The sequence below is a fragment of the Mucilaginibacter sp. SMC90 genome (assembly GCF_022811725.1).
GTDB lineage: Bacteria > Bacteroidota > Bacteroidia > Sphingobacteriales > Sphingobacteriaceae > Mucilaginibacter.
Genome location: NZ_CP094527.1, coordinates 1,842,575 through 1,862,714, shown reverse-complemented (window position 1 = coordinate 1,862,714; position 20,140 = coordinate 1,842,575). Strand labels below are relative to the sequence as shown.

The window sequence follows — 20,140 nt, the reverse complement described above, 5'->3', positions numbered from 1 at the left end:
GCAGTAATGCTATAACGCAAACTATTTATGAAAATATTTCAGCAAACGCTTCAGCTCAGGGAACGAAAAAGAGGGTTTCACCTTATCACAGCCGAAGTAACTAACGCACTGCCTCAAATACAGGAGTTAAAAGCAGGTATTTGCCAGGTATTTATCCAGCATACATCGGCATCGTTAACTATCAATGAAAATGCCGACCCAACCGTAAGGCTGGATTTTGAGATGTATTTCAACAAAGCTGTGCCCGAAAATGATCCTGATTATTTACATGATGACGAGGGCTCTGATGATATGCCGGCCCATTTAAAAGCTGCAATGCTTGGCAGTTCGGTAACCATCCCAATCCGCAACGGGCGACTGGCTTTAGGCATGTGGCAGGGAATTTATTTGTGCGAGCACCGCAACTATGGTGGAAACCGTATGCTTGTAATATCAGCCTGGGGAGAATAAATAATGAATAATCGGCAACTATTATTGTAAAAAGCACAATTAATTTACACATTTGACTAACTATTGTAAATTAATACTTTTTTAACCGGGATAACATAGCAAATTTGTCTGCTTATATCAATTGTTATTCTATATTTGTTTCTACCATAAAATTATTACTGTTTATAAATGCTCAAGTACTCTAAGCAAACAAGGTTATTATTAGCTGTTGATTGTATCATTTTTGGCTTTGATGGCGAGGTTTTAAAAATTTTACTTATAAAAAGAGGTTTCCAGCCCGAAAAGGGAAACTGGAGTTTGATGGGTGGATTTGTTCAGCCCGATGAAAGCCTTGACCAGAGCGCCAACCGTATCCTGAAGCAACTAACCGGACTGGAGGGCGTGTACCTTGAACAGTTATATACTTTTGGGCAACCCCAGCGCGACCCTATTGAGCGTACCGTATCCGTGGCATACTTTGCACTGGTTGACATCCATAAGTATGAAGCCCAGATCAGTGATGATTACCAGGCCGAGTGGTTTCAGCTTAAGCGCGCACCTAAATTGATATTTGATCAGCAGGAAATGGTTGAACAGGCCCGCAAGCGCATCCGCTACAAAGCGGCCATGCACCCTATTTTATTTGAGCTTTTGCCTACCAAGTTTACCATACCACAATTGCAAACGCTTTACGAATCTGTATTTAATACTACTATTGATAAGCGTAATTTCAGTAAAAGGGTACTGGCAACCGGTTTGCTTATTAAACTGGCCGATAAAGATAAAGCAGGTTCAAAACGTGGTGCCTATTATTATCAGCTAAACATGCAAAACTATTATGCCAAGTTCCAGGCGTTTATGAATTTTATACCCAACCCCGATTCATTATAATGAATACGAGGTAAAACGTTCAACTGAAAATAACCAAACCTTTATCAAATAACAGGTATTATTATAAATAAGCTTAATATCGTACTAAACACAGTGTGAGCCATCGGTAGCCGGCATATTTTTATTTAATATTTTCCAACAATACTGTTTTTTCATACGTATAACGGCTTTAGGCTAAATTTTCAACTACAAAACCTGTTTGCTGACATCAGTTAATGAAAAAAACCGTAAGCTTCTTAATACTGCTTTTGCTTGCTGTATCCGTATGTTTCGGTCAGTCAAAAGAGCTTAGTAACTTAAAAAAAGTTCTGCCATCCCTTCGCGATAGTATACAATATGTAAATACACTAAACCGGCTGGGCATGCTCATGTATGAGCAAAACATCGACAGTGCTTTTTACTATGCAAAAAAAGCCAGAACTATAGCCGAGCGGCTTAACTACAAGGCAGGTAAAGCTGATGCACTTAACGCAATAGGAATTGTTTACGATCTGAAAGGTAATTTGCAGCTTTCATTACGTTATTACAACGAGGCTTATAACCTGTACCAGGAATTGAAAGACACCTCAAATGTTGTGCAGGGACTAATGAACATAGGCCTGGTGTTTAATGAAAACAATGAGGATAAAAAAGCGATAGATTTTTTTAAACGTGCTATAAACATTGGTAAAACCTTGCATCGCGACTCCATCATGTCGCTGGCATTATGTAATTACCTCCTCCTGTACCCCGATCAGGTGCCAAAAGACTCCGTTGAAATTTATCTAAATAAAGCCCGCGAAATAGGTACCCGATTTAAAGATAAGCGCACGCTGATTGAAGCTGATCAGGTTCAGGGATTATTGTACCTTCAAAATAACGAACGCGAAAAAGGCGCTGCGTTATTACAACAGGCTGCCAGCAACGGCTTAGCCATGGAGCTTTATTATTTGAGCCTCGACATTGTTATGAACCTTGGCGATCTGTATATGGGTAACGATACGGCAAAATCCACTGCTTATTATAAACAAGGCCTTTCCATTGCCGAAAAAAGCGGTTACCATTATTATCAAAAGATCTTTGGAAAAAAATTGTATGATATCTACATCGCTCAGAACAATCTTAGTGAGGTGCAGCGTTACAGCGAAAAGCTGCTGAAACTGTATGACGACGAAGAAAAATACACCAATACATCGGGCTTTGACTACATAGACTATGCCCTGAAAGATCAACAACTTGAGGCCATCACCATCCGAAGCCAAAACAGGCAGATACTGGCCATTGTACTGGGTATTTTATTTATCATAACAGCCATAACCGTAATATTTACTTACCGGCTTTATAATCTCAAGAAAAAGCATGGTCTTACACTTGAAGAACTAAACCGTACTGTACAGTTACGAAATGATAAACTGGAAATAGATCACGAATTTAACAACCGGCTGGTATCCATCCTTGCGCATGATTTCAGGCAGCCGATAGGCGCACTTAAAACACTGGCAACTGTGCTTAAAGATGCTGATTCTTTTACGCGCGAAGAGTTAATGGACCTGGTAGATACCATGGAGCATTCTTCAAATATCTCGCTGGAAATTTTTGAAAACATATTGCAGTGGATCAAACAACAACTTTCGGGCTTTGATTATAAAGCTGTTCCGTTGCCTTTAAATGAACTTATTGAGGAGGCTTTGCAACCATTCACCTTATTAGGTAAAGATCGTGGCCTTAAGTTTATCAATACGATTGATCCGGCTATTATAATTTATGCCGATAAAGAACTGGTTCAGTTCATACACCGAAATTTCATACATAATGCCATCAAGTTCTCGCCCGATAATTCAACCGTTACCATAAGCGCATCAAGTGGTAAAGATGTAACTGTTTGCGTACAGGACGAAGGCAAAGGCATCTCACCCGATAAACTTCAGCTGCTATTTAACTTCAAAGCTAATATGCAGTACAGTAATGAAAAAGAAAAAGGGGCAGGCGTTGCACTTATGATTTGCAAAGATTTCACCGAAAAGATGAATGGCCGCATCTGGGTTGAAAACAACCGGGTAAAGGGAGCGGCTTTCTGCTACTCACTACCCAACATGCGCTGATAATTTATTGTAACTTTTAAATTATCAGTTGAAAAACAACAGCTTAAGTTCGTAAATTTCAAGGCAAATACAGCTTGCTATAAACCTGTTACCAAACCTTTAATTTATGAAAACTTACCTGTTACTGCTTGCAGCGCTGCTGCTTTCTGCTTATTCTTTTGCCCAGCAAATACCTGCCCGCTGGGATGAGCTTGTTGCATCGGATTTTCCGGCGGCGCTCGAAAAATCATCAAAAACCTGTATCCTCCCCATTGGTATCCTCGAGAAGCATGGCCCGCACTCGCCTCTTGGCACCGACCTGATCCATGTACGTGAGTGGGCTGCCCATGCTGTTAAGTCGGAATATGCTGTTGTATTTCCTGATTATTTTTACGGGCAGATCAATGAAGCCCGTCACCAACCCGGCACCTTCGCCTTGCCAAGTAAGGTAATATGGGATTTGCTGGAAGCCACCTGCGATGAAATTGCCCGCAACGGGTTTGATAAAATTGTGATCCTGAACGGGCATGGCGGAAACCCCGAGTTTATCCAATTCTTTATGCAATCGCTGCTTAACAAACGGCACAATTATGCAGTGTACTTTTACAATCCTGAAGATCGTGATAAGGAATACAATACCCAATACCGCAAAATGCATAAATCAGCCATGGAAAATGACCAGCATGCAGGCGAAAGTGAAACCGCGTCAATGCTCTACTATCGCCCGGATCTAATGAAGATGGACAGGGCGGCATCGCAATCTGGCGATAACCAGCACCGTTTAAACCTAACCAATGTTTATACCCCTATATGGTGGTACGCTGCTTATTCTAACCACTACGCCGGCGAAGGAGCTAAAGCCACACCCGAATTTGGCAAATTTATAGCAGAGCACGAAATAGCCTCTTTTATACAGGCGCTCAAAGCTATCAAGGCCGATACCAGCACGATCAAATTACAAAACGAGTTTTTTGACAAGGTGGATGCGTTGAATAAGTAAATAAATAAAAAAATGTCATTGCGAGCGATAGCGTGGCAATCGCACGGAAGCATATCCGCCCTGTATAACATGCGATTGCTTCGTCGTCCCTCCTCGCAATGACATTTTTTTTTTAATCCTCCTTACTTCCCAAAACCTCATCAATCATACCGAAAGCTTTGGCTTCTTTGGCTATCATCCAATAGTCACGATCGGATACTTCATGAATTCGTTCATAGCTTTGACCTGTATGCTTAGCTGCTATATCATAAAGTTCTTTTTTCATTTTGGCTATCTGTATGGCGGCTATTTCAATATCCGAAGCCTGCCCCTGCGCCCCTCCCAATGGTTGGTGCATCATCACCCGCGAGTGCGATAACGCCGCCCTTTTGCCTTTAGCCCCGGCACAAAGCAATGTAGCAGCCATAGAGGCCGCCAGCCCGGTACATATGGTAGCCACATCGGGCGAAATGAACTGCATGGTGTCATAGATACCCAGGCCCGCATATACTGAACCTCCCGGCGAATTGATGTAGATCTGGATATCCTTTTTGGCATCGGCCGATTGCAGGAACAGCAATTGTGCCTGTATGATATTGGCTATATTGTCATCAACAGCCGTCCCCAGAAAAATAATCCTGTCCATCATCAGCCTCGAAAAAACATCCATTTGTGAAATGTTCATTTGGCGCTCTTCCATAATATAGGGCGTCATACCCATATTTATTTTGCTGTTATTTACCTGCCCGATAAACCTGTCGACATATAAACTTTGCACACGGCGATGCCCCACCGCGTATTTGCGGAACTCATTTTGATTGATATTCATAAAATTTTGCTTTTAGCGTTTGCGAAATAAACGCATGATCTTTTGCCTGAAACCCTCATGTTCGGGCTGGCTGAATAGTTTTTGATGCACGGCCTCGATCTCGGCCCTGAAATTATTACGCCCGTACTGCCGCACCAGGCTAAGGGTTTGCTCATGCCAGGCCACCTGTTGTTTAAGCCCGGGATTAATGATCAGTTTAGCCTCAAATAGTAACGCCTCGTCAGGTGCTGCCTGTTTCAAAACATGATCATCAATTGCCTTTATCTCATTCAATGAAGTCCTCATAAGCCAATGATTGTTCTTTAACAGTTTCCCTTACTTTTTCAATGCATTTATACTTTTGCACAGTGGCCGAGCGCTCGCCAGCATAGCCAAACAAGCTTGCAGCCTCCTTCATCGTCAGTTTATGATAGTAAAAGGCACTCAGCAGCTCCATGCATTTTTTACCAGCCGTTTCCAGGTAGTGCATCAGTTTATTGGCAGATGGCTGTTCGTCGGCTTCATCCGCAATATCAAATTCGCAACTATCAAATGGCAGGTTATTACTACCATCCCTGAATTTTTTAAACCAAAGGTGCTTGGCAATACCTAACAAGTAAGCTTTTTCGCCGGTGTTTAAAAAGAGCCCGCCGTTAACAGCCTTCTCGTAATAAATAACAAGCGCATCCTGAAAAACATCCTTTGCGTCATCAAAAGAGCCACCCATTTTACTTACATATTTCGCTACCGCGGGGAAAGCGCTTTTGTAGAGCGATGCAATAAGCTTTTCCCTTTGTGCTGCAGGACCATCAAAAACTATTTCATGTACCATGATCAATGCGTTTAATAGTAAGTGCGAAAAACGGATGATATATCACCGTGAAGTTAGAAAAAAATTATTTGATGATGGATATATGTAAAAAGGTTGCCATCCTTCGCTATCGCTCAGGATGACAAATGACAAATATCATAACTCGGTTTGCAAATTTTAATTCAGTTCATATTACAGATAAGCATTATAAAACACTATTTTTAGCGCCTCAAATATTGATGCTTGAAAATCAGCAAAATGATAGCTCAACATCAGTTCAAACAAGGTTAACAGCAACATAAAAATGAAAGTTTTAAAATTTGGTGGGACATCAGTAGGTAGCCCCGCCCGGATGAAAGCGCTGCTTGACATCATTAACCCGGCCGAGCGCCAGGTGGTGGTGCTGTCGGCAGTGTCAGGCACAACAAACAGCCTCGTAGAAATTGGACAAGCATACCTCGCCGGAGATAAAAAGAAGGCGGCTCAGCTTATTACTATCCTGAAGGATAAGTACGAAATTTTTATTAAGGAATTGTTTGTCAAGCCCGAGTTTTTAGCCCAGGGCAAAGAAGTTATCGACTATCATTTTTCGCTGCTGAGCAACCTGGCCAATGATCTGTTTACCAATATTGAAGATAAGATCATTGTGGCACAGGGTGAGTTGCTTTCAACTACCCTTTATCATGTTTATTTAAAGGAGATTGGCGTACCATCGGTACTGCTGCCCGCTTTGGATTTCATGAAGACTGATGAGGACAACGAACCTATTGTTGACCACATTACCGAAAACCTGCTTCCACTGCTTGACAAACATCCCGAAGTAAACCTGTTTATTACCCAGGGCTATATTTGCCGCAATGCTTATGGCGAAATAGATAACCTGCGCCGTGGCGGCAGCGATTATACCGCATCATTAATTGGTGCCGGCATCCGTAGCGAGGAAGTACAGATATGGACGGACATTGACGGGATGCACAATAACGATCCGCGTATAGTTAAAGGCACACAGCCAATTGCCCAGTTATCATTTGACGAGGCTGCCGAGCTTGCCTATTTTGGTGCTAAGATCCTGCACCCGCAAAGTGTGTTCCCTGCGCAAAAATATAAGATCCCGGTTCGCTTATTGAACACCATGGATCCAAAAGCACAAGGCACGCTGATCACCAATACCAGCGAAAAGGATAAGATCAAATCAATCGCCGCCAAAGATGCCATTACTGCTATCAAGATCCAATCGAGCAGGATGCTTTTGGCACACGGCTTTTTACGCAAAGTGTTTGAAGTGTTTGAGCGCTATAAAACATCTATCGATATGATCACTACATCCGAAGTGGGCGTATCTGTAACCATCGATGATACTACTTATCTCGGTGATATCACCAAAGAGCTGAATACTTACGGTTCGGTAGAGATTGATGTGAATCAAACCATCATTTGTGTAGTAGGTGATTTTGGTGCCGAAAAACATGGCTATGCTGCCCGTGTGCTGGAAGCTGTTAAACATATCCCGTTAAGGATGATATCATACGGCGGCAGCGATCACAACCTGTCATTACTGGTGAAAACCGAAGATAAGGTTGAAACTTTAAGGAGCTTACATAACAGGTTATTTTAATTTCGGATCTGGGACTTTCGATTTTGGAATTAATTTATTTGAGATTTTAAATTTAAACATCATTGCGCGAACGAAGCAATTCACAAGATACATAGTTCAGCATGATTTGATGATATACTACAATGTTCACAAGTAAAACTATAGATAAATTTAACGGCTTAGATACCCCGTTTTATTACTACGATCTTGAGGTATTGAAAAATACTTTGAGCGCCTGCCGCGATGCTTCTGCAAAGCATGGCTTTCATGTGCATTATGCTATGAAGGCCAACTTTAACTCAAAGGTTATTGATACTATCCAAACCTACGGCTTTGGTGCCGATTGCGTGAGTGGCGGCGAGGTTAAAGCGGCTATTGAGCATGGCTTTGATAAAGGCAAAGTGGTGTTTGCCGGTGTAGGTAAATCTGACCGGGAAATAAACCTGGCGCTTGATGCCGATATTTTCTGCTTCAATGTGGAATCAATTCAGGAGCTGTTTATTATTGATGGTCTTGCCAAAGCAAAAAATAAAAAAGCGGGTGTAGCTATCCGCATTAACCCTAATGTTGATGCCCATACCCATCACTTTATCACCACCGGTCTTGATGAAAATAAGTTCGGGATCAATACCTGGCAATTACCCGATGTGGCTGCGGCTTTGCGTAAATGTGATAACCTGCAGTTTTTAGGCATCCATTTCCATATCGGTTCACAAATTACCGACCTGGAAGTTTACAAAAATCTTTGTACCCGCATAAACGAAATGCAGGACTGGTTTGAGGATCGTGGTTTCCCGGTAAAAGTACTGAACACAGGCGGCGGTTTAGGCGTTGATTATTATAATCCCGACACCAATATTGCCGATTTTGAAGCTTACTTCCAGGTATTTAAAAGCTTCCTGAACGTTAAGCCCGGCCAGGAAGTACACTTTGAACTTGGCCGCGCATTGGTAGCGCAAAGCGCCTCATTGATATCGCGGGTACTGTACGTTAAGAACGGGCAGAAAAAGAATTTCCTGATACTTGATGCCGGCATGACCGAACTGATTCGTCCGATGCTTTACCAGGCTTACCATCAGATAGAAAACCTAAGCCGGAAGTCTGAAGTGAGCAAGTCTGAAAGTTTGAAATACGATGTTGTAGGCCCGATATGCGAAAGCACTGATTGTTTTCAGAAAGATGTAGCATTACCAGAATCATTCCGTGGCGACCTGATAGCTGTACGTACAGCGGGCGCTTATGGCGAAGTAATGGCATCTGGCTATAACCTGCGGGACAGGGTTGGCAGCGTTTATTCTGAATAAGCTATTTAAGCCTGTAGCCAAGTCTTAACTGCACATAGTTACCGGCTTCAACAATGCCTATAAAGTTTTTGATCTGCATAAAATACGCAGCGGTTACAATACCAGGATTATAAACCCTGTAATTGTAATCGCTGTTTTTATTTCGGTATATATTATCATTGCCAAACGTACCGCCCCAAAAAAGCCGGAACCCAAACTGGTTGGCAACCCTGTTGGTGTGAAATATGATCTCGCTTGTGCCTCCTAAAGTAAACAGATCAGCACGAGGATCGGTATAAAAACCAGGTTTATCGGTAACAGCCCTCCTGAAGTTAAGATAATCGCCAAATTCATGGCTGTAAGCCGCTTCGAAGCCGATAAAACGAAAATCAATATGCTTGCCGCTCACAAAAAAGTTGCCAGATAGCCTCCCTCCCGCTGCTCCAAAAAACTTATTTTTAAAATAGTTGGGGTCTTGCGGCTGTAATTCGCTATTATGATAATTTCCTAATGCGCCGAAAGCGCCGTAAGCAAGGTTAAAATGATCGAATACATGTCCGCGGCTAAAATTCAGTTGTGCACTTACCAGCTCGTCCTGGTAATTAGGGCTTTCATCAACTACCAATGCCCCCGAAATATAGTTTGCAGCTTTAACAGCATCAGCAGATACAGGTTTAGGGAGATAGGCAATATCGCTGTGGTGCATGGCCGGCGCGTAAATATGATCACTGCATGAGCCGATGATCATGCCGCCCAATAGTAAAAGCAAGCTAAATTTAAGTTTCATCGCAAAAAGGTTCAGAATTGGTTTATAAACAGGATACTGAACAATAATACGTTAAAACAAACAATAAAATAACAAAGCCAACTGATTTATTGCACCAAACTACCAATAAAATCATCGGTGAAATCACCGGCAAAATGAATAATGTTTTGCAGCGCTTCGAATTCATCCTGCTGATGGGTGGTGGTGAGTACCACAGCCTTCATACCGGCATTAGCAGCAGCTTCGGCACCTTTGGGTACATCTTCAAATACCAGGCAATCAACAGGTAAAGTATTCAGCAATTCGGCAGCCTTTAAAAAAGTTTCGGGATGCGGCTTACTTAATACTACGTCATCGGCGCTTACTATTGCCTTAAAATAATGCCTGATGTTAAGATTATCCAGCACAAAATCAATATTAAAAGGAATCGCCGCCGAGCCTATGGCCATCGGGATCCCGGCTTGATAAGCTTTCTCCAAAAACTCCTGCAATCCGGGTAAAAGCGCCAGGTGGGGCAAAAACTCGTCCTGGTAACGCTGTTCTTTAAGAAGGGAGAGCCTATCCATTTCTTCGGTGGTAAAACGGCTGGGACCAAACATACGTACCAGTACTTCCTGGTTTTTACCGTACATCTGTGGTTTTACTTCATCCCAGGTAAAATTAGCACCCAGGTCGGTATTTAAAAGGTATTGCCAGGCTTTGGTATGGAACGGCATATCATTGATCATGGTGCCGTTAAGGTCAAATATAAAGGCCTTCATCTGTATTATTCTATTTTTATAAGGGTACCAACCACAATCGCGGTTACTGTTGCAAACTTAAACTTTTTAAAAACTAAAAATCCTGTGCAGCCAGATATTATTCATTTAACACATCGGCAGATAACTTTTGATAGAAAACAAGTGGCTAAAAAATCAGACATGCATTTGAGGCTATTTATTGAGATCACCTTTTTAGTAAGTATATCGATGTAAGGAGCTTGTGTAGATCCCCCCATGCTTTGTTATTTAAAAAACATTTACATGAGTTGCATTTAGCTATAGCGTCTTGAAGCCTAACCATTTGTTGGTTCGGCCAGCGGTAAACCTGTTCATCCCCCAGCTAAATTACACCCATGGTATTGCTTTATTATGGTAAATTATAGCTAACTTGGCCGCATTAATAAATAAAATAATGCAAAATCAAGGAACAGTAAAATTTTTTAATGAAACAAAAGGTTTCGGATTTATAGTACCAAGCAATGGTGGTCCGGATATTTTTGTTCATTCAACAGGCCTTATTGACGAAGTTCGTGAAAACGATACCGTTGAATACGAAGTTGAAAACGGCCGTAAAGGTCTTAACGCGGTAAATGTAAAAGTTATATAATTATAATATAATCATTAAGCCTACAAGGCACTCAATTTTTTGAGTGCCTTTTTTGTTGCCTTATTTTTTTGTTAATCTGCCTCATACTTCAACTTAATATTTGAATGCTACTTTCAAATAAAACTGGCATTGTTGTTGTTTAAACTATAATATCATAAATCGACTACACATAAAACAAAGAAAGAACATGAAAGATCAAGCAAAAATTATAGCAGCACTATTGGTAGGTGCAGCAGCGGGCGCGGCTTTGGGTTTATTGTTAGCTCCTGAAAAAGGCACTGAGTTAAGAGGCGATATTGCTGACTATATAAATGACCTGGTTGATACAGCCAAAACCAAAGCACAAAACACAGCCGGAGAAATCAAAGATTACAGCAATAATGTAATTGATAAAGCAAAAACCAAATTTAGTGGTACTGTTAGTGATCTTTGGGATGCTAAAGATAAAGTTGTTGATGCCGCTAAATCAAAAGCAGATGATATTGCACATAAAGCCGGCGACGCTGCCAGCGATGCTAAAGCTAAAGTTAAGGCAACCGCCGATGATTGGAACAATTCTGTACAAAATGCATAATATTTAGTACTATCATAAAATAATAAAACCCGACCAATGGCCGGGTTTTATTATTTATAAACATTTTTTAATTATTTGTTCCAGGTATTATTGCTTTCGTCGGCATCCATAAATATACCGCCGTCTAAAGTAACCGATTTAATGGCTTTAGTCGTTTTAATATCTACCGTAATTTGCTTTTGATTTTTTTCCCAAACTGCCGGGGTTTGATGCATACTTTCTTTTGAGTCATCTGCATAAGTAACCTTTACATCAAATGGTACAACAAAGCCCCCTACGTTTTTTATAGTTGCTGTGTAGCCTCCTGCTGTTTTGGTTACGCTTTTTAACGACAGATCAATATAGTAATTGGTGAAAAACCAGTTATTGAAAAACCAATCGAGGTTTTTACCGGTGATATTACTCATGGAGTTAAAATAATCCCATGGTATTGGGTGCTTACCATGCCAGCGGTCCATATAACCGTGTAAAGCTTTTTTGAACAATACGTCGCCCAACATATCTTTCAGGGCGAAATAACTTAATGAAGGTTTACCATATGAGTTATTGCCATAACCGCCCCTTAACTCGCTCGATGGCGTAATAACCGGCTGATCCTCGGCTGTTGAGGCATCGTGGATCCATCTGTCAACACGAAAGTCTTTATACAACGCTTCGGCTTTTTCTTTGCCAACTTCAGATGCTCCTATCAATAATTCAAAAGTGGTAGCCCAACCTTCGTCCATAAAGGCATAGCGGCTTTCGTTAATACCCATATAAAATGGGAAATAGGTATGCGCTATTTCATGATCCTGCACAAATTGCGAAAAGTGAATATCATTAGTATGGCTATCATTAACCATCATTGGGTATTCCATATCCGCAAAACCCTGAAACGATGTCATTTTTGGGAACGGATAAGGAACACCCGGCCAGTTATGCGAAAGCCAGCCCAATGAGTTACGGCCAGCCTGTACAGCATGATGAAAATCTTCCGAACTATCTAAAAAAGCAGCTTGCATGCTGGCCCTCCTGTTTGTAGCATCGTCAACAACAACACTGGCAGCATCCCATACATAATGATCGCTAATACCTACAGCCATGTCGCTGATATCGTTAGCAGTCCAGGTCCAGGTGTTCATGTCCTTTTGAGCGGTTACCTTCTGCGCGGCCATTTCGGCCGCCGAAGCAACGTGAATGGTAGAATCGCTGGTGAATGACGCTTTCAATCGTTTTGCATACTCGGGTTGCAAAACTTCGTTAGGGTTTTGCAAAGTGCCTGTAGCCCAAACTACGTAGTTTTTAGGCGCCGTTACGTGCAGGGTATAATCGTTAAAGTCGTTATAAAACTCTTGTGCGTCTAAGAAAGGCAACCTGTCCCAGCCGTTATAATCATCATATACAGATACACGCGGGTAAAAATAAGCCAGGTAACAGGTAGTGGAATCTATCATTCCCTCGCGGCCGCTTTGTTTGGAAATTTCAAAATGCCAGCCAATATCAAGTTTAACCGAATCATGCGGCATTAAGGGTTTGCTCAGGCTCACCAATTGATTTGTTGATGCCGACTGAACTTTTTTTGCTTCGCCATTGATCAAAAAGCTATCGAACTGTATCCCGGGCGTAAGATAATCTGCCGCGGCATCGCCAAAACGGGCAGCACCGGGCTTATGAATATTCAGAATAAGCTTCATGTTGAGCCTTTTCAAAGTATCCGGGCTATTGTTCACATAAGTGATCTGCTCTGAGCCTTTCACAGTACGGTTTTGGGGCACGGCTGTGATACTGATAACGTAGCGTCCGTGATTTTGCCAATAGTTTTTCCCGGGACGGCCATCTGGCGAGCGGGTTTCGTTTTTAAATGCCTTTTGTATATCGCGCGGCATATACAAAGTTTGAGCCTTAACCTGTGCAAATACCATGCAGGATAAGGCAGATAAAATAATGGGTCTGATCATTCGTCTTAAATTTCAGCAGCCAATTTAAATCAATTGGACTAAATAACGATATGCGGGAAACATTTATCGATACATCTGATTAAAAAACTTCAATGATAAATCGTTATAGCATCACGCCATATGTAACAAAGCTGTCACAAAGATTATTTATGAATAAATATTTTGTGCTATCGGATATATTTTTTTTACTTTGTTATCAGTTATTTTAATAGGGGTATTAAATAACTAACATTTAAGCCATCTGCGCTATGCGGATGGCTTTCTTTTTTGATAAAAACCTAATCGGCAACAACATACTCTTTGGTAATGAGCCTAAAAAGCTCGTCATTATCAATTGATTCGTCTTTACATTCGGTAAGCAATTGCTCGGCTTCGGTATAATCCAACTCCTTAGCGGCCATGATAAGCATATGGCACGAGGTTATATTAATATGCTCAAGCAGTTGCAGATACATCATAATATCCATATCCAGTAATACCGGTATAGCCTGCTCTTCATCAAGGCAAAACTCATCCTTAATAATGGATTTTATTGGGTTACAGTTTTTATCTGACGGAATTTCATTGATCAAAGTGTAAACCTTGTCCATCCGTGCTATTTGTTTTTTGATATCGTCCCAAAACTCCTGTATTGCCTGCTGCAATGCTGTAAACGAAGCAAGGCCTTTTAAATGTTGAAGGTGTTTATCGAGATAGCACTTTCCAAAATAAATACGGTTCAGATTGTGGACAAATACCTGTTTTAACAAATCGCTGTCCAATTTTTTAGGGGTACTGTTGCTCATGGTATGATTTAAATGTTTATAGTTAAAATTGATATTTCTTAAAAGCTATTAATCATATAATTACCTATTAAACTTACGTTAAAAATAAGTAAGTTTTATTATCAGGGCAGATGTGCACGGATAAATTAACTTTGCACGGTAATAACATAATGCTATGAAATATAAATTAGGCGATTTTGTTCGGTTTGTTGATGAAAAAATGGAAGGTTTTGTAACCCGCATCATCGATGAGCAAATGATAGGCGTTACCGGAGATGATGATTTTGAGATTCCGGTATTGGCCAGTAAAGTAACTTATGTTCATGGCTACCAGCCGGCCGGAACAACAAAAAGCAACAATACTACCAGCGAGAAACCTTTAACAGCAGGCGAGTTTGTGCAAAAAGGTGTTTATATAGGCGTAATTACCGATACACGAGCCAGCTCCGTTGTTCATTTTCACCTCATTAACGAAACATCGTTTCAGTTATTAGTTACTTTAACAACCGATAAGCAGCAGGTATTTAAAGGCGAGTTCGCCGGGATAATAGCGCCAAAATCAACAGAAAACATGTATTCGGCACAACTGGCCGATTTGCAGGTTTGGCCTAAGTTTATTTTCAGCGTTTTATATAGCACCAAACAAAATATTGAACCGCCTGCACCTTTAGCCATACACGAAAAGTTTAAGGCGAAGGATTTTTCGACCACTAAAAAGAACATACCATTACTTAATCAACCGGGCTGGCTTATCAGACTTGATGAACCTGAACTGGTTATAGATGCTCAAAAATTAAAAGAGAGCTTTTTTGAAAGCCCCACCGAAAAAATAGTGATTGAAAAACCCGTTAGCGAGGTTGACCTGCACATAGAAAAACTACGGGATGATTACCAGTTTTTAAGCAGTTCGGAGATCATGGAGATTCAGCTGGCACATTTCCACAAGGCATTGGACGCGGCTATTGTGCATCAACTGCCCGATATTACTTTTATACATGGCGCAGGCAACGGCACGCTACGCAATGAGTTGCATAAGCAACTGGGCCGGCATAAAAAAGTACAAACGTTTATGGATGCGCGTAAAGAGAAATTTGGCTATGGCGCTACTAAGGTACTGCTGAAATAACTTCTTATAGCTATAAGCCTTACGAAGTTTTGAAAACCTCGTAAGGCTTATAATCAGGAATGCAAGCCCTCTACCCTATTGCCCCTTCAATTTTATAAACTACAGCAATTTCATCCGGCTTCGTAGCCGGAGTTTTGATCTTTAGCCCCTCGCCAGTTTGTTCCCAGGTTAATTTACCTGGATAGCCTACCATACTTACGTCACTGATCTTTTTGCCAGATAATTGTGGTGATGCACTCGCGAGCGCTTTAATTACGCTGCCTTTTTCGCCTGGCCAGCCTAAGGCTAAAGCATAAAGTGTGTTACCCTTTTTAGTAAACCGAATATCGTCGGCTGTAAAAGGCTTGCCTTTACCTTCATTAAAGCCCTGTGCACTCAAGGGGGCCGCCGATTCAATTGCCGGGCCTTCACCGAATACCGTCCAGGGGCGGGTACCATAAATAGACTGACTGTTAACCTGCATCCAGGCGGCTATACCTTCTACAATTTTACGTTCCTCGCTGTCAATAGTACCATCACCTTTTACCGGGATGTTAAGCAACAGGTTACCATTCTTGCTTACCACATCCGCAAGGGTGTGAATAACTGTTTTCGCACTTTTATAACCCTTGTTATCAAAAATGCGGCGGTCATAATGCCAGCCCCCAATACAAGTATCCGTTTGCCATGGTTCGGGCTCAATCTGGTTGCTTTGCCCACGTTCAATATCCCAGATCATACATTTACGCTGTTGCTCGTCCAATATCTTTCCAAACAGGGCAGCATTTAATTTACCGTGTTTTTTAATGCTGGTGTTATACATGTGGGCAGCTATTTTCAACCCGGCATCATTAACGGGCCAAAGCGGCAGCGCAGTGTCATCAAAATATATCAGATCGGGGCCGTATTTATCAATGAGCTCAATAGTACGGTTTAAAAATTTATCGCAATAGGCTTTGCTCGGAACAGAAGCTCCATTCCCCCAGTTCCATTCGCGGTGTATGGCATGGTCATCCAAACTATCTTTGCTCAGTTCATGGTTTTGAGCATACAGTTCCTGCGGATCATAGCCGCTCCACCATTTACCGGCCCCATCGGCTTTGGTAAGTTTACCATCATACGGAACTCCTTTCATTGGCCCTGCTTTGTCGGCGCGTTGGGCAACTTCCAGCCAGGTCCAGGTGTGGGCGGCATGTACGGTTACACCAAAAGGTAAGCCGCGTTCTTTTGCCGCTTTTGCCCATCCACCTATCAGATCCTTTTTAGGCCCCATTTTGGTAGAGTTCCATGACTGATAGGTACTATTGTACAAATCAAAACCATCGTGATGGTTGGCCAATGCCATGAAATATTTAGCTCCGGCGCGCTTATATAAATCAAGCAACTCGCCCGGCTGCCAGTTTTCGGCCTTCCATTCATTTATAACATCCTTAAAGCCAAACTTTGAAGGATGCCCGTATTTTTCAATGTGATAGCTATATTGATCGCTGCCCTCCTGGTACATGCCGCGGGCGTACCAATCGCCCCGCTCGGGCTGACATTGCGGGCCCCAGTGCGCCCACAAACCAAATTTGGCATCCCTGAACCAATCGGGCACAGCATACTGCTTAAGCGACTCCCAATCAGGCTTAAACGGGCCATCAGCAATGCGGGGAGCGCGATTGTCCGCAAGTGCACTAAAAGCTTTTGACAAGTAAAAAGCAGGTACAGCTGCCGCCATACCCTTTAACAGATCTCTTCTCCTCATAGGTTTATAATTAATTGTTATTTAAACACTTAATAAGATGCAATTTAAGAGATAATCTTTTTACTTTTTTATTTTTTTGCAAACCAAACTTCAAGGTTGGGCAGCTTTAAAGTTTGATGCGGCGATGCCGGGCTATGCAGCTTTAAACTCACAGGGTATAGTTTATTTGCCTCAAAAATTTTCACATCAAGATCTTTTATATAGATACTTTGCGGAATGCTATGGCTGATAGCAAAAGGGATACTTTTTTTGAAGTTGTTGAACACCTTTATCAATAACTGATTATTGCCCGGCATCAAATTTAAACCAATAACATGATCTACAGATTCGGCCTTAGCCGGATTGTTGTTGATAAGCATTTGCCTCCCGTTAAAAATGATAATTATTCCATCACCACTTGTAATTTTAACCTGCGCGTAAATTAAACCTTGCTTCACATTGATGTTTTGCAAAATATAATAAGCATTATCCATACTGGCAGGCAAGTTAATAAGCTGGCCATTTTTATAGCCATCTATGGGCTGCCAGTGTTTATCTGGATCGGCAGTGTAGGGTTTGGTTATATCAATTTTATCGGTATTTCCATTTAAACCACCCAAACCTGCTGAATACGGCCCGGTAATGTAAAGCGGCCCCCACTTTAATTTAGCAGTATCGGATTTATACTTCATCAACCTATCGCCATCAAGTGTGAGCGTAGTAGTTACATTGTTAACGGTAAGATCAATTACACTACCTTTTTCTTCGTTGGTGTAATTGATAGAGCTGCGGTATTTACCCGTTGCAGTTGGTTTAATTGTCCAGGCCTGCTTTACCGTACTTTGGTAGTTACTGTTGTAATCGATGCCCGAAGAGCTGTAATAATTATAAGCGTTATGCTCATCCAGTTCCATGTGGCCGTAACTACTTTTAATAATATAAACAGGCTGTACTTTATAACCCTCAGCAATATCTACAGCCACTACTTTAATCTGTTTTTCATTATCAAAACCTGCAGGCAAGGTTATTACAGCGGCATCGGCAACTTGCTTAAAGTTAAGAGATTGCTGCTCGCCCAAAACAGATACCTTACTTATTTTACCTTCGAGGCCTGGTAAAGTGATCAGGCCATCAGCCGGAACCGAGGTTACAAAAAGATAAAGTTTGTTGGGTTTACTGGTTATGTTACCCCATTTAAAGGCGGTAAAAAACGGATCGGCAGTGGTACCATAAACTGCTTCTGCATTTTTGTTGAGCCAGGTGCCTATTTTTAACAATATATCTTTTTCAAAACTAACTACAGAGCCATCACCTTTGGGGCCGATATTGAGCAGATAATTACCTCCCCTGCTAATTACGCGGATCAGGCTTTCCAGTTTCTCTTTGTATTTTTCGTCCTCACTGCCGCGCTTTTGCCATGATCTGTAGCCCCATGTTTCATCAAAAAAAGAAGCCGGCGACTGCCATGGCACACCAATAGAATAATCAGGATACTGATTATCGCCCATAACAGCAAAATCACCCTGATCATTACCCAAACGGCTGCTCACCATACAATCAGGCTGCAGGCGATGTACCAGCTGGTAGAGTTCCCGGCTTTGCGTAGGACTTTGCGACCCCATATCAAACCAAAGTTCGGATATGGTACCATAGTTTGACAGCAGTTCTGTTACCTGTTTTTTATTGTACTCGTGATGCTCAGACGTTACATAATCTGAGTTATGGCTTGATATGGGCGATGCCTGCGGATAATGCCAGTCTATAAGCGAAAAATATAAACCAAACCTTAAGCCATGCCTTTTACAGGCTTCGGCCATTTCCTTTACCACATCGCGCTTAAATGGCGTTGCATCTACCACGTTAAAATCTGTTGTTGCTGTTTTAAACATGCAAAATCCATCATGGTGCTTTGAGGTAAGCACAACTGAGCGCATCCCTGCAGCCTTAGCCAGCAGGGCAATACTATCGGCATTCCAGTTTGCAGGGTTAAAATTTTTAGCCAGGTTGGCGTATGTATCACTGTAAATACCGGCGTGGGCCTGAATCTGTTCGCTTAAACCACGGGTAACGGGTTTACCATCCCAAACACCTCCCAATACCGAGTAAATACCTCCGAAATGAATAAACATCGAAAATTTTTGATCCTGCCATTGTTTTACAGAAGATGTGGATGGTTGAGCAAACGCAGGATGGGCAAAAATCACTAACGACAGGAAGTATATAATTTTTTTCATGGTAAAGATTTCGATGGTTTAAAGTGTAAAAAAGTTGTTAATAAACAAAAAAATCAAAATTTAAAGCAGCCTGTTGTAAACTGACAATTGCACACATTTTCACACATTCACTTATAAACTTTACACTTTTATCAATAAATGTGTAATATAATTGTGAAATCCTCCTATCAGGTCGTATTTTTTTAATAAAAATATTATTTGCACCTTTGTAACAACGCGACCAAAGCCCTAATTCATAATGAAAAAAATCTTGTCGGGCGACAGGAGTTTACTTAACCTTTAAAAAAAGAAATGGCAGAACCTATACAAATCCAGTCGAATATCCATTGTGAGCCTTGCAAAGAATGCGGTGCCCGTCCGGTAATTGAACAAAGCCGTAAAGGCTTTATAGTTGCTTGTCCTACGAGTAAAAAGCATTATGCAACTGCTCCTGGCCTGGTAAATATTGACGAATGGAATAGGTTTAATAAAAAATCGCCTGTACTTACAAGTACTCCATATAACAGCAAAGCCTCATAAAAGCTTTCCCAAGAAAGGAATACATTTTTTATTTGGGTGTTAATCAATAAAACCGGCTATGAGGATACAATGGATCTAATTGTATTCATATTATGCACATTGTAGATACTGAAAATGAACTTTCAAAAAAAAGGCATAGACGCACGCTTTGTCCAACATGCCAAACCAACACAGGTCAAAGGATCCATAGGCCGCGCCTGTTAAAGTTATTGACCTTTTGGCTACCGGTTAAAAGGTATTTTTGCTACAACTGCAACAAAAAGTACCTGGTATTGGAAAGGTAAAAAAATCA

At 41.4% G+C, this 20,140-nt stretch carries 19 protein-coding genes; 10 read left to right on the top strand and 9 right to left on the bottom strand.

Going from position 1 to position 20,140, the window contains the following annotated elements; translation table 11 throughout:
* Positions 1–27 precede the first annotated feature (27 nt).
* From MTO98_RS08235 to MTO98_RS08220, 4 genes are all read left to right on the top strand, one after another.
* A complete protein-coding gene (locus tag MTO98_RS08235) occupies positions 28–450 on the top strand; it encodes a secondary thiamine-phosphate synthase enzyme YjbQ (protein ID WP_243486159.1) in 423 nt (140 codons plus the stop codon).
* Between the two features lie 168 nt (positions 451–618).
* Positions 619–1,320, top strand: coding sequence for an NUDIX domain-containing protein (locus tag MTO98_RS08230; RefSeq protein ID WP_112567744.1), 702 nt, complete (start codon positions 619–621; stop codon positions 1,318–1,320).
* A gap of 215 nt (positions 1,321–1,535) precedes the next feature.
* Positions 1,536–3,401, top strand: a complete 1,866-nt coding sequence (locus MTO98_RS08225; protein WP_243486158.1) for an ATP-binding protein — start codon at positions 1,536–1,538, stop codon at positions 3,399–3,401.
* Positions 3,402–3,507: 106 nt separating this feature from the next.
* Positions 3,508–4,380, top strand: coding sequence for a creatininase family protein (locus tag MTO98_RS08220; RefSeq protein ID WP_243486156.1), 873 nt, complete (start codon positions 3,508–3,510; stop codon positions 4,378–4,380).
* A 112-nt stretch (positions 4,381–4,492) separates the two neighbouring features.
* Here the strand turns inward: MTO98_RS08220 and MTO98_RS08215 are convergent, their stop codons facing one another.
* Genes MTO98_RS08215 through MTO98_RS08205 form a run of 3 tightly spaced genes read right to left on the bottom strand, consistent with a single transcriptional unit; the run spans position 4,493 to position 5,999 of the window.
* Positions 4,493–5,188, bottom strand: coding sequence for a ClpP family protease (locus tag MTO98_RS08215; RefSeq protein WP_305852741.1), 696 nt, complete (start codon positions 5,186–5,188; stop codon positions 4,493–4,495).
* A 12-nt stretch (positions 5,189–5,200) separates the two neighbouring features.
* The gene (locus MTO98_RS08210; protein WP_243486155.1) at positions 5,201–5,473 is read right to left on the bottom strand and encodes a hypothetical protein; all 273 of its coding nucleotides are present in this window, start codon (positions 5,471–5,473) and stop codon (positions 5,201–5,203) included.
* Positions 5,454–5,999 carry an RNA polymerase sigma factor gene (locus MTO98_RS08205; protein ID WP_243486154.1) on the bottom strand — a complete coding sequence of 182 codons (546 nt, stop codon included), beginning with the start codon at positions 5,997–5,999 and terminating at the stop codon, positions 5,454–5,456. The genes MTO98_RS08210 and MTO98_RS08205 overlap by 20 nt, the downstream gene beginning before the upstream one ends.
* Positions 6,000–6,282: 283 nt before the next feature.
* Between MTO98_RS08205 and MTO98_RS08200 the strand changes: the two genes are divergently transcribed.
* Positions 6,283–7,593 carry an aspartate kinase gene (locus MTO98_RS08200; RefSeq protein ID WP_243486152.1) on the top strand — a complete coding sequence of 437 codons (1,311 nt, stop codon included), beginning with the start codon at positions 6,283–6,285 and terminating at the stop codon, positions 7,591–7,593.
* 122 nt (positions 7,594–7,715) lie between these two features.
* A complete protein-coding gene (gene lysA, locus MTO98_RS08195; protein WP_243486150.1) occupies positions 7,716–8,876 on the top strand; it encodes a diaminopimelate decarboxylase in 1,161 nt (386 codons plus the stop codon).
* Between the two features lies 1 nt (position 8,877).
* Here the strand turns inward: lysA and MTO98_RS08190 are convergent, their stop codons facing one another.
* Both MTO98_RS08190 and MTO98_RS08185 read right to left on the bottom strand, forming a co-directional pair.
* Positions 8,878–9,642 carry a hypothetical protein gene (locus MTO98_RS08190; protein WP_243486149.1) on the bottom strand — a complete coding sequence of 255 codons (765 nt, stop codon included), beginning with the start codon at positions 9,640–9,642 and terminating at the stop codon, positions 8,878–8,880.
* Between the two features lie 86 nt (positions 9,643–9,728).
* Entirely contained in the window at positions 9,729–10,382 is a 654-nt protein-coding gene (locus MTO98_RS08185; RefSeq protein ID WP_243486146.1) for an HAD family phosphatase, read from the bottom strand.
* Positions 10,383–10,794: 412 nt separating this feature from the next.
* On the opposite strand from MTO98_RS08185, the gene MTO98_RS08180 reads away from it, so the two are divergent.
* Both MTO98_RS08180 and MTO98_RS08175 read left to right on the top strand, forming a co-directional pair.
* A complete protein-coding gene (locus tag MTO98_RS08180) occupies positions 10,795–10,989 on the top strand; it encodes a cold-shock protein (RefSeq protein WP_090533335.1) in 195 nt (64 codons plus the stop codon).
* Positions 10,990–11,176: 187 nt separating this feature from the next.
* Positions 11,177–11,563, top strand: coding sequence for a YtxH domain-containing protein (locus MTO98_RS08175; protein WP_243486144.1), 387 nt, complete (start codon positions 11,177–11,179; stop codon positions 11,561–11,563).
* A 71-nt stretch (positions 11,564–11,634) separates the two neighbouring features.
* Here MTO98_RS08175 and MTO98_RS08170 read toward each other — a convergent pair whose 3' ends face one another.
* Positions 11,635–13,500, bottom strand: coding sequence for a M1 family metallopeptidase (locus tag MTO98_RS08170; RefSeq protein ID WP_243486143.1), 1,866 nt, complete (start codon positions 13,498–13,500; stop codon positions 11,635–11,637).
* Positions 13,501–13,778: 278 nt separating this feature from the next.
* Positions 13,779–14,285, bottom strand: a complete 507-nt coding sequence (locus MTO98_RS08165) for a DUF892 family protein (protein WP_243486142.1) — start codon at positions 14,283–14,285, stop codon at positions 13,779–13,781.
* A gap of 154 nt (positions 14,286–14,439) precedes the next feature.
* On the opposite strand from MTO98_RS08165, the gene MTO98_RS08160 reads away from it, so the two are divergent.
* Complete coding sequence (locus MTO98_RS08160; RefSeq protein WP_243486140.1) at positions 14,440–15,390, top strand: Smr/MutS family protein; 951 nt, start codon at positions 14,440–14,442, stop codon at positions 15,388–15,390.
* Positions 15,391–15,460: 70 nt separating this feature from the next.
* Here MTO98_RS08160 and MTO98_RS08155 read toward each other — a convergent pair whose 3' ends face one another.
* Together MTO98_RS08155 and MTO98_RS08150 are read right to left on the bottom strand one after the other, a co-directional pair.
* Complete coding sequence (locus tag MTO98_RS08155) at positions 15,461–17,116, bottom strand: alpha-L-fucosidase (RefSeq protein ID WP_243486138.1); 1,656 nt, start codon at positions 17,114–17,116, stop codon at positions 15,461–15,463.
* A 68-nt stretch (positions 17,117–17,184) separates the two neighbouring features.
* Entirely contained in the window at positions 17,185–19,329 is a 2,145-nt protein-coding gene (locus MTO98_RS08150) for an alpha-L-fucosidase (RefSeq protein WP_243486136.1), read from the bottom strand.
* A 291-nt stretch (positions 19,330–19,620) separates the two neighbouring features.
* Here MTO98_RS08150 and MTO98_RS08145 point away from each other — a divergent pair, with 291 nt between their 5' ends.
* The gene (locus MTO98_RS08145; protein WP_243486134.1) at positions 19,621–19,848 is read left to right on the top strand and encodes a hypothetical protein; all 228 of its coding nucleotides are present in this window, start codon (positions 19,621–19,623) and stop codon (positions 19,846–19,848) included.
* Positions 19,849–20,140: the final 292 nt, after the last annotated feature.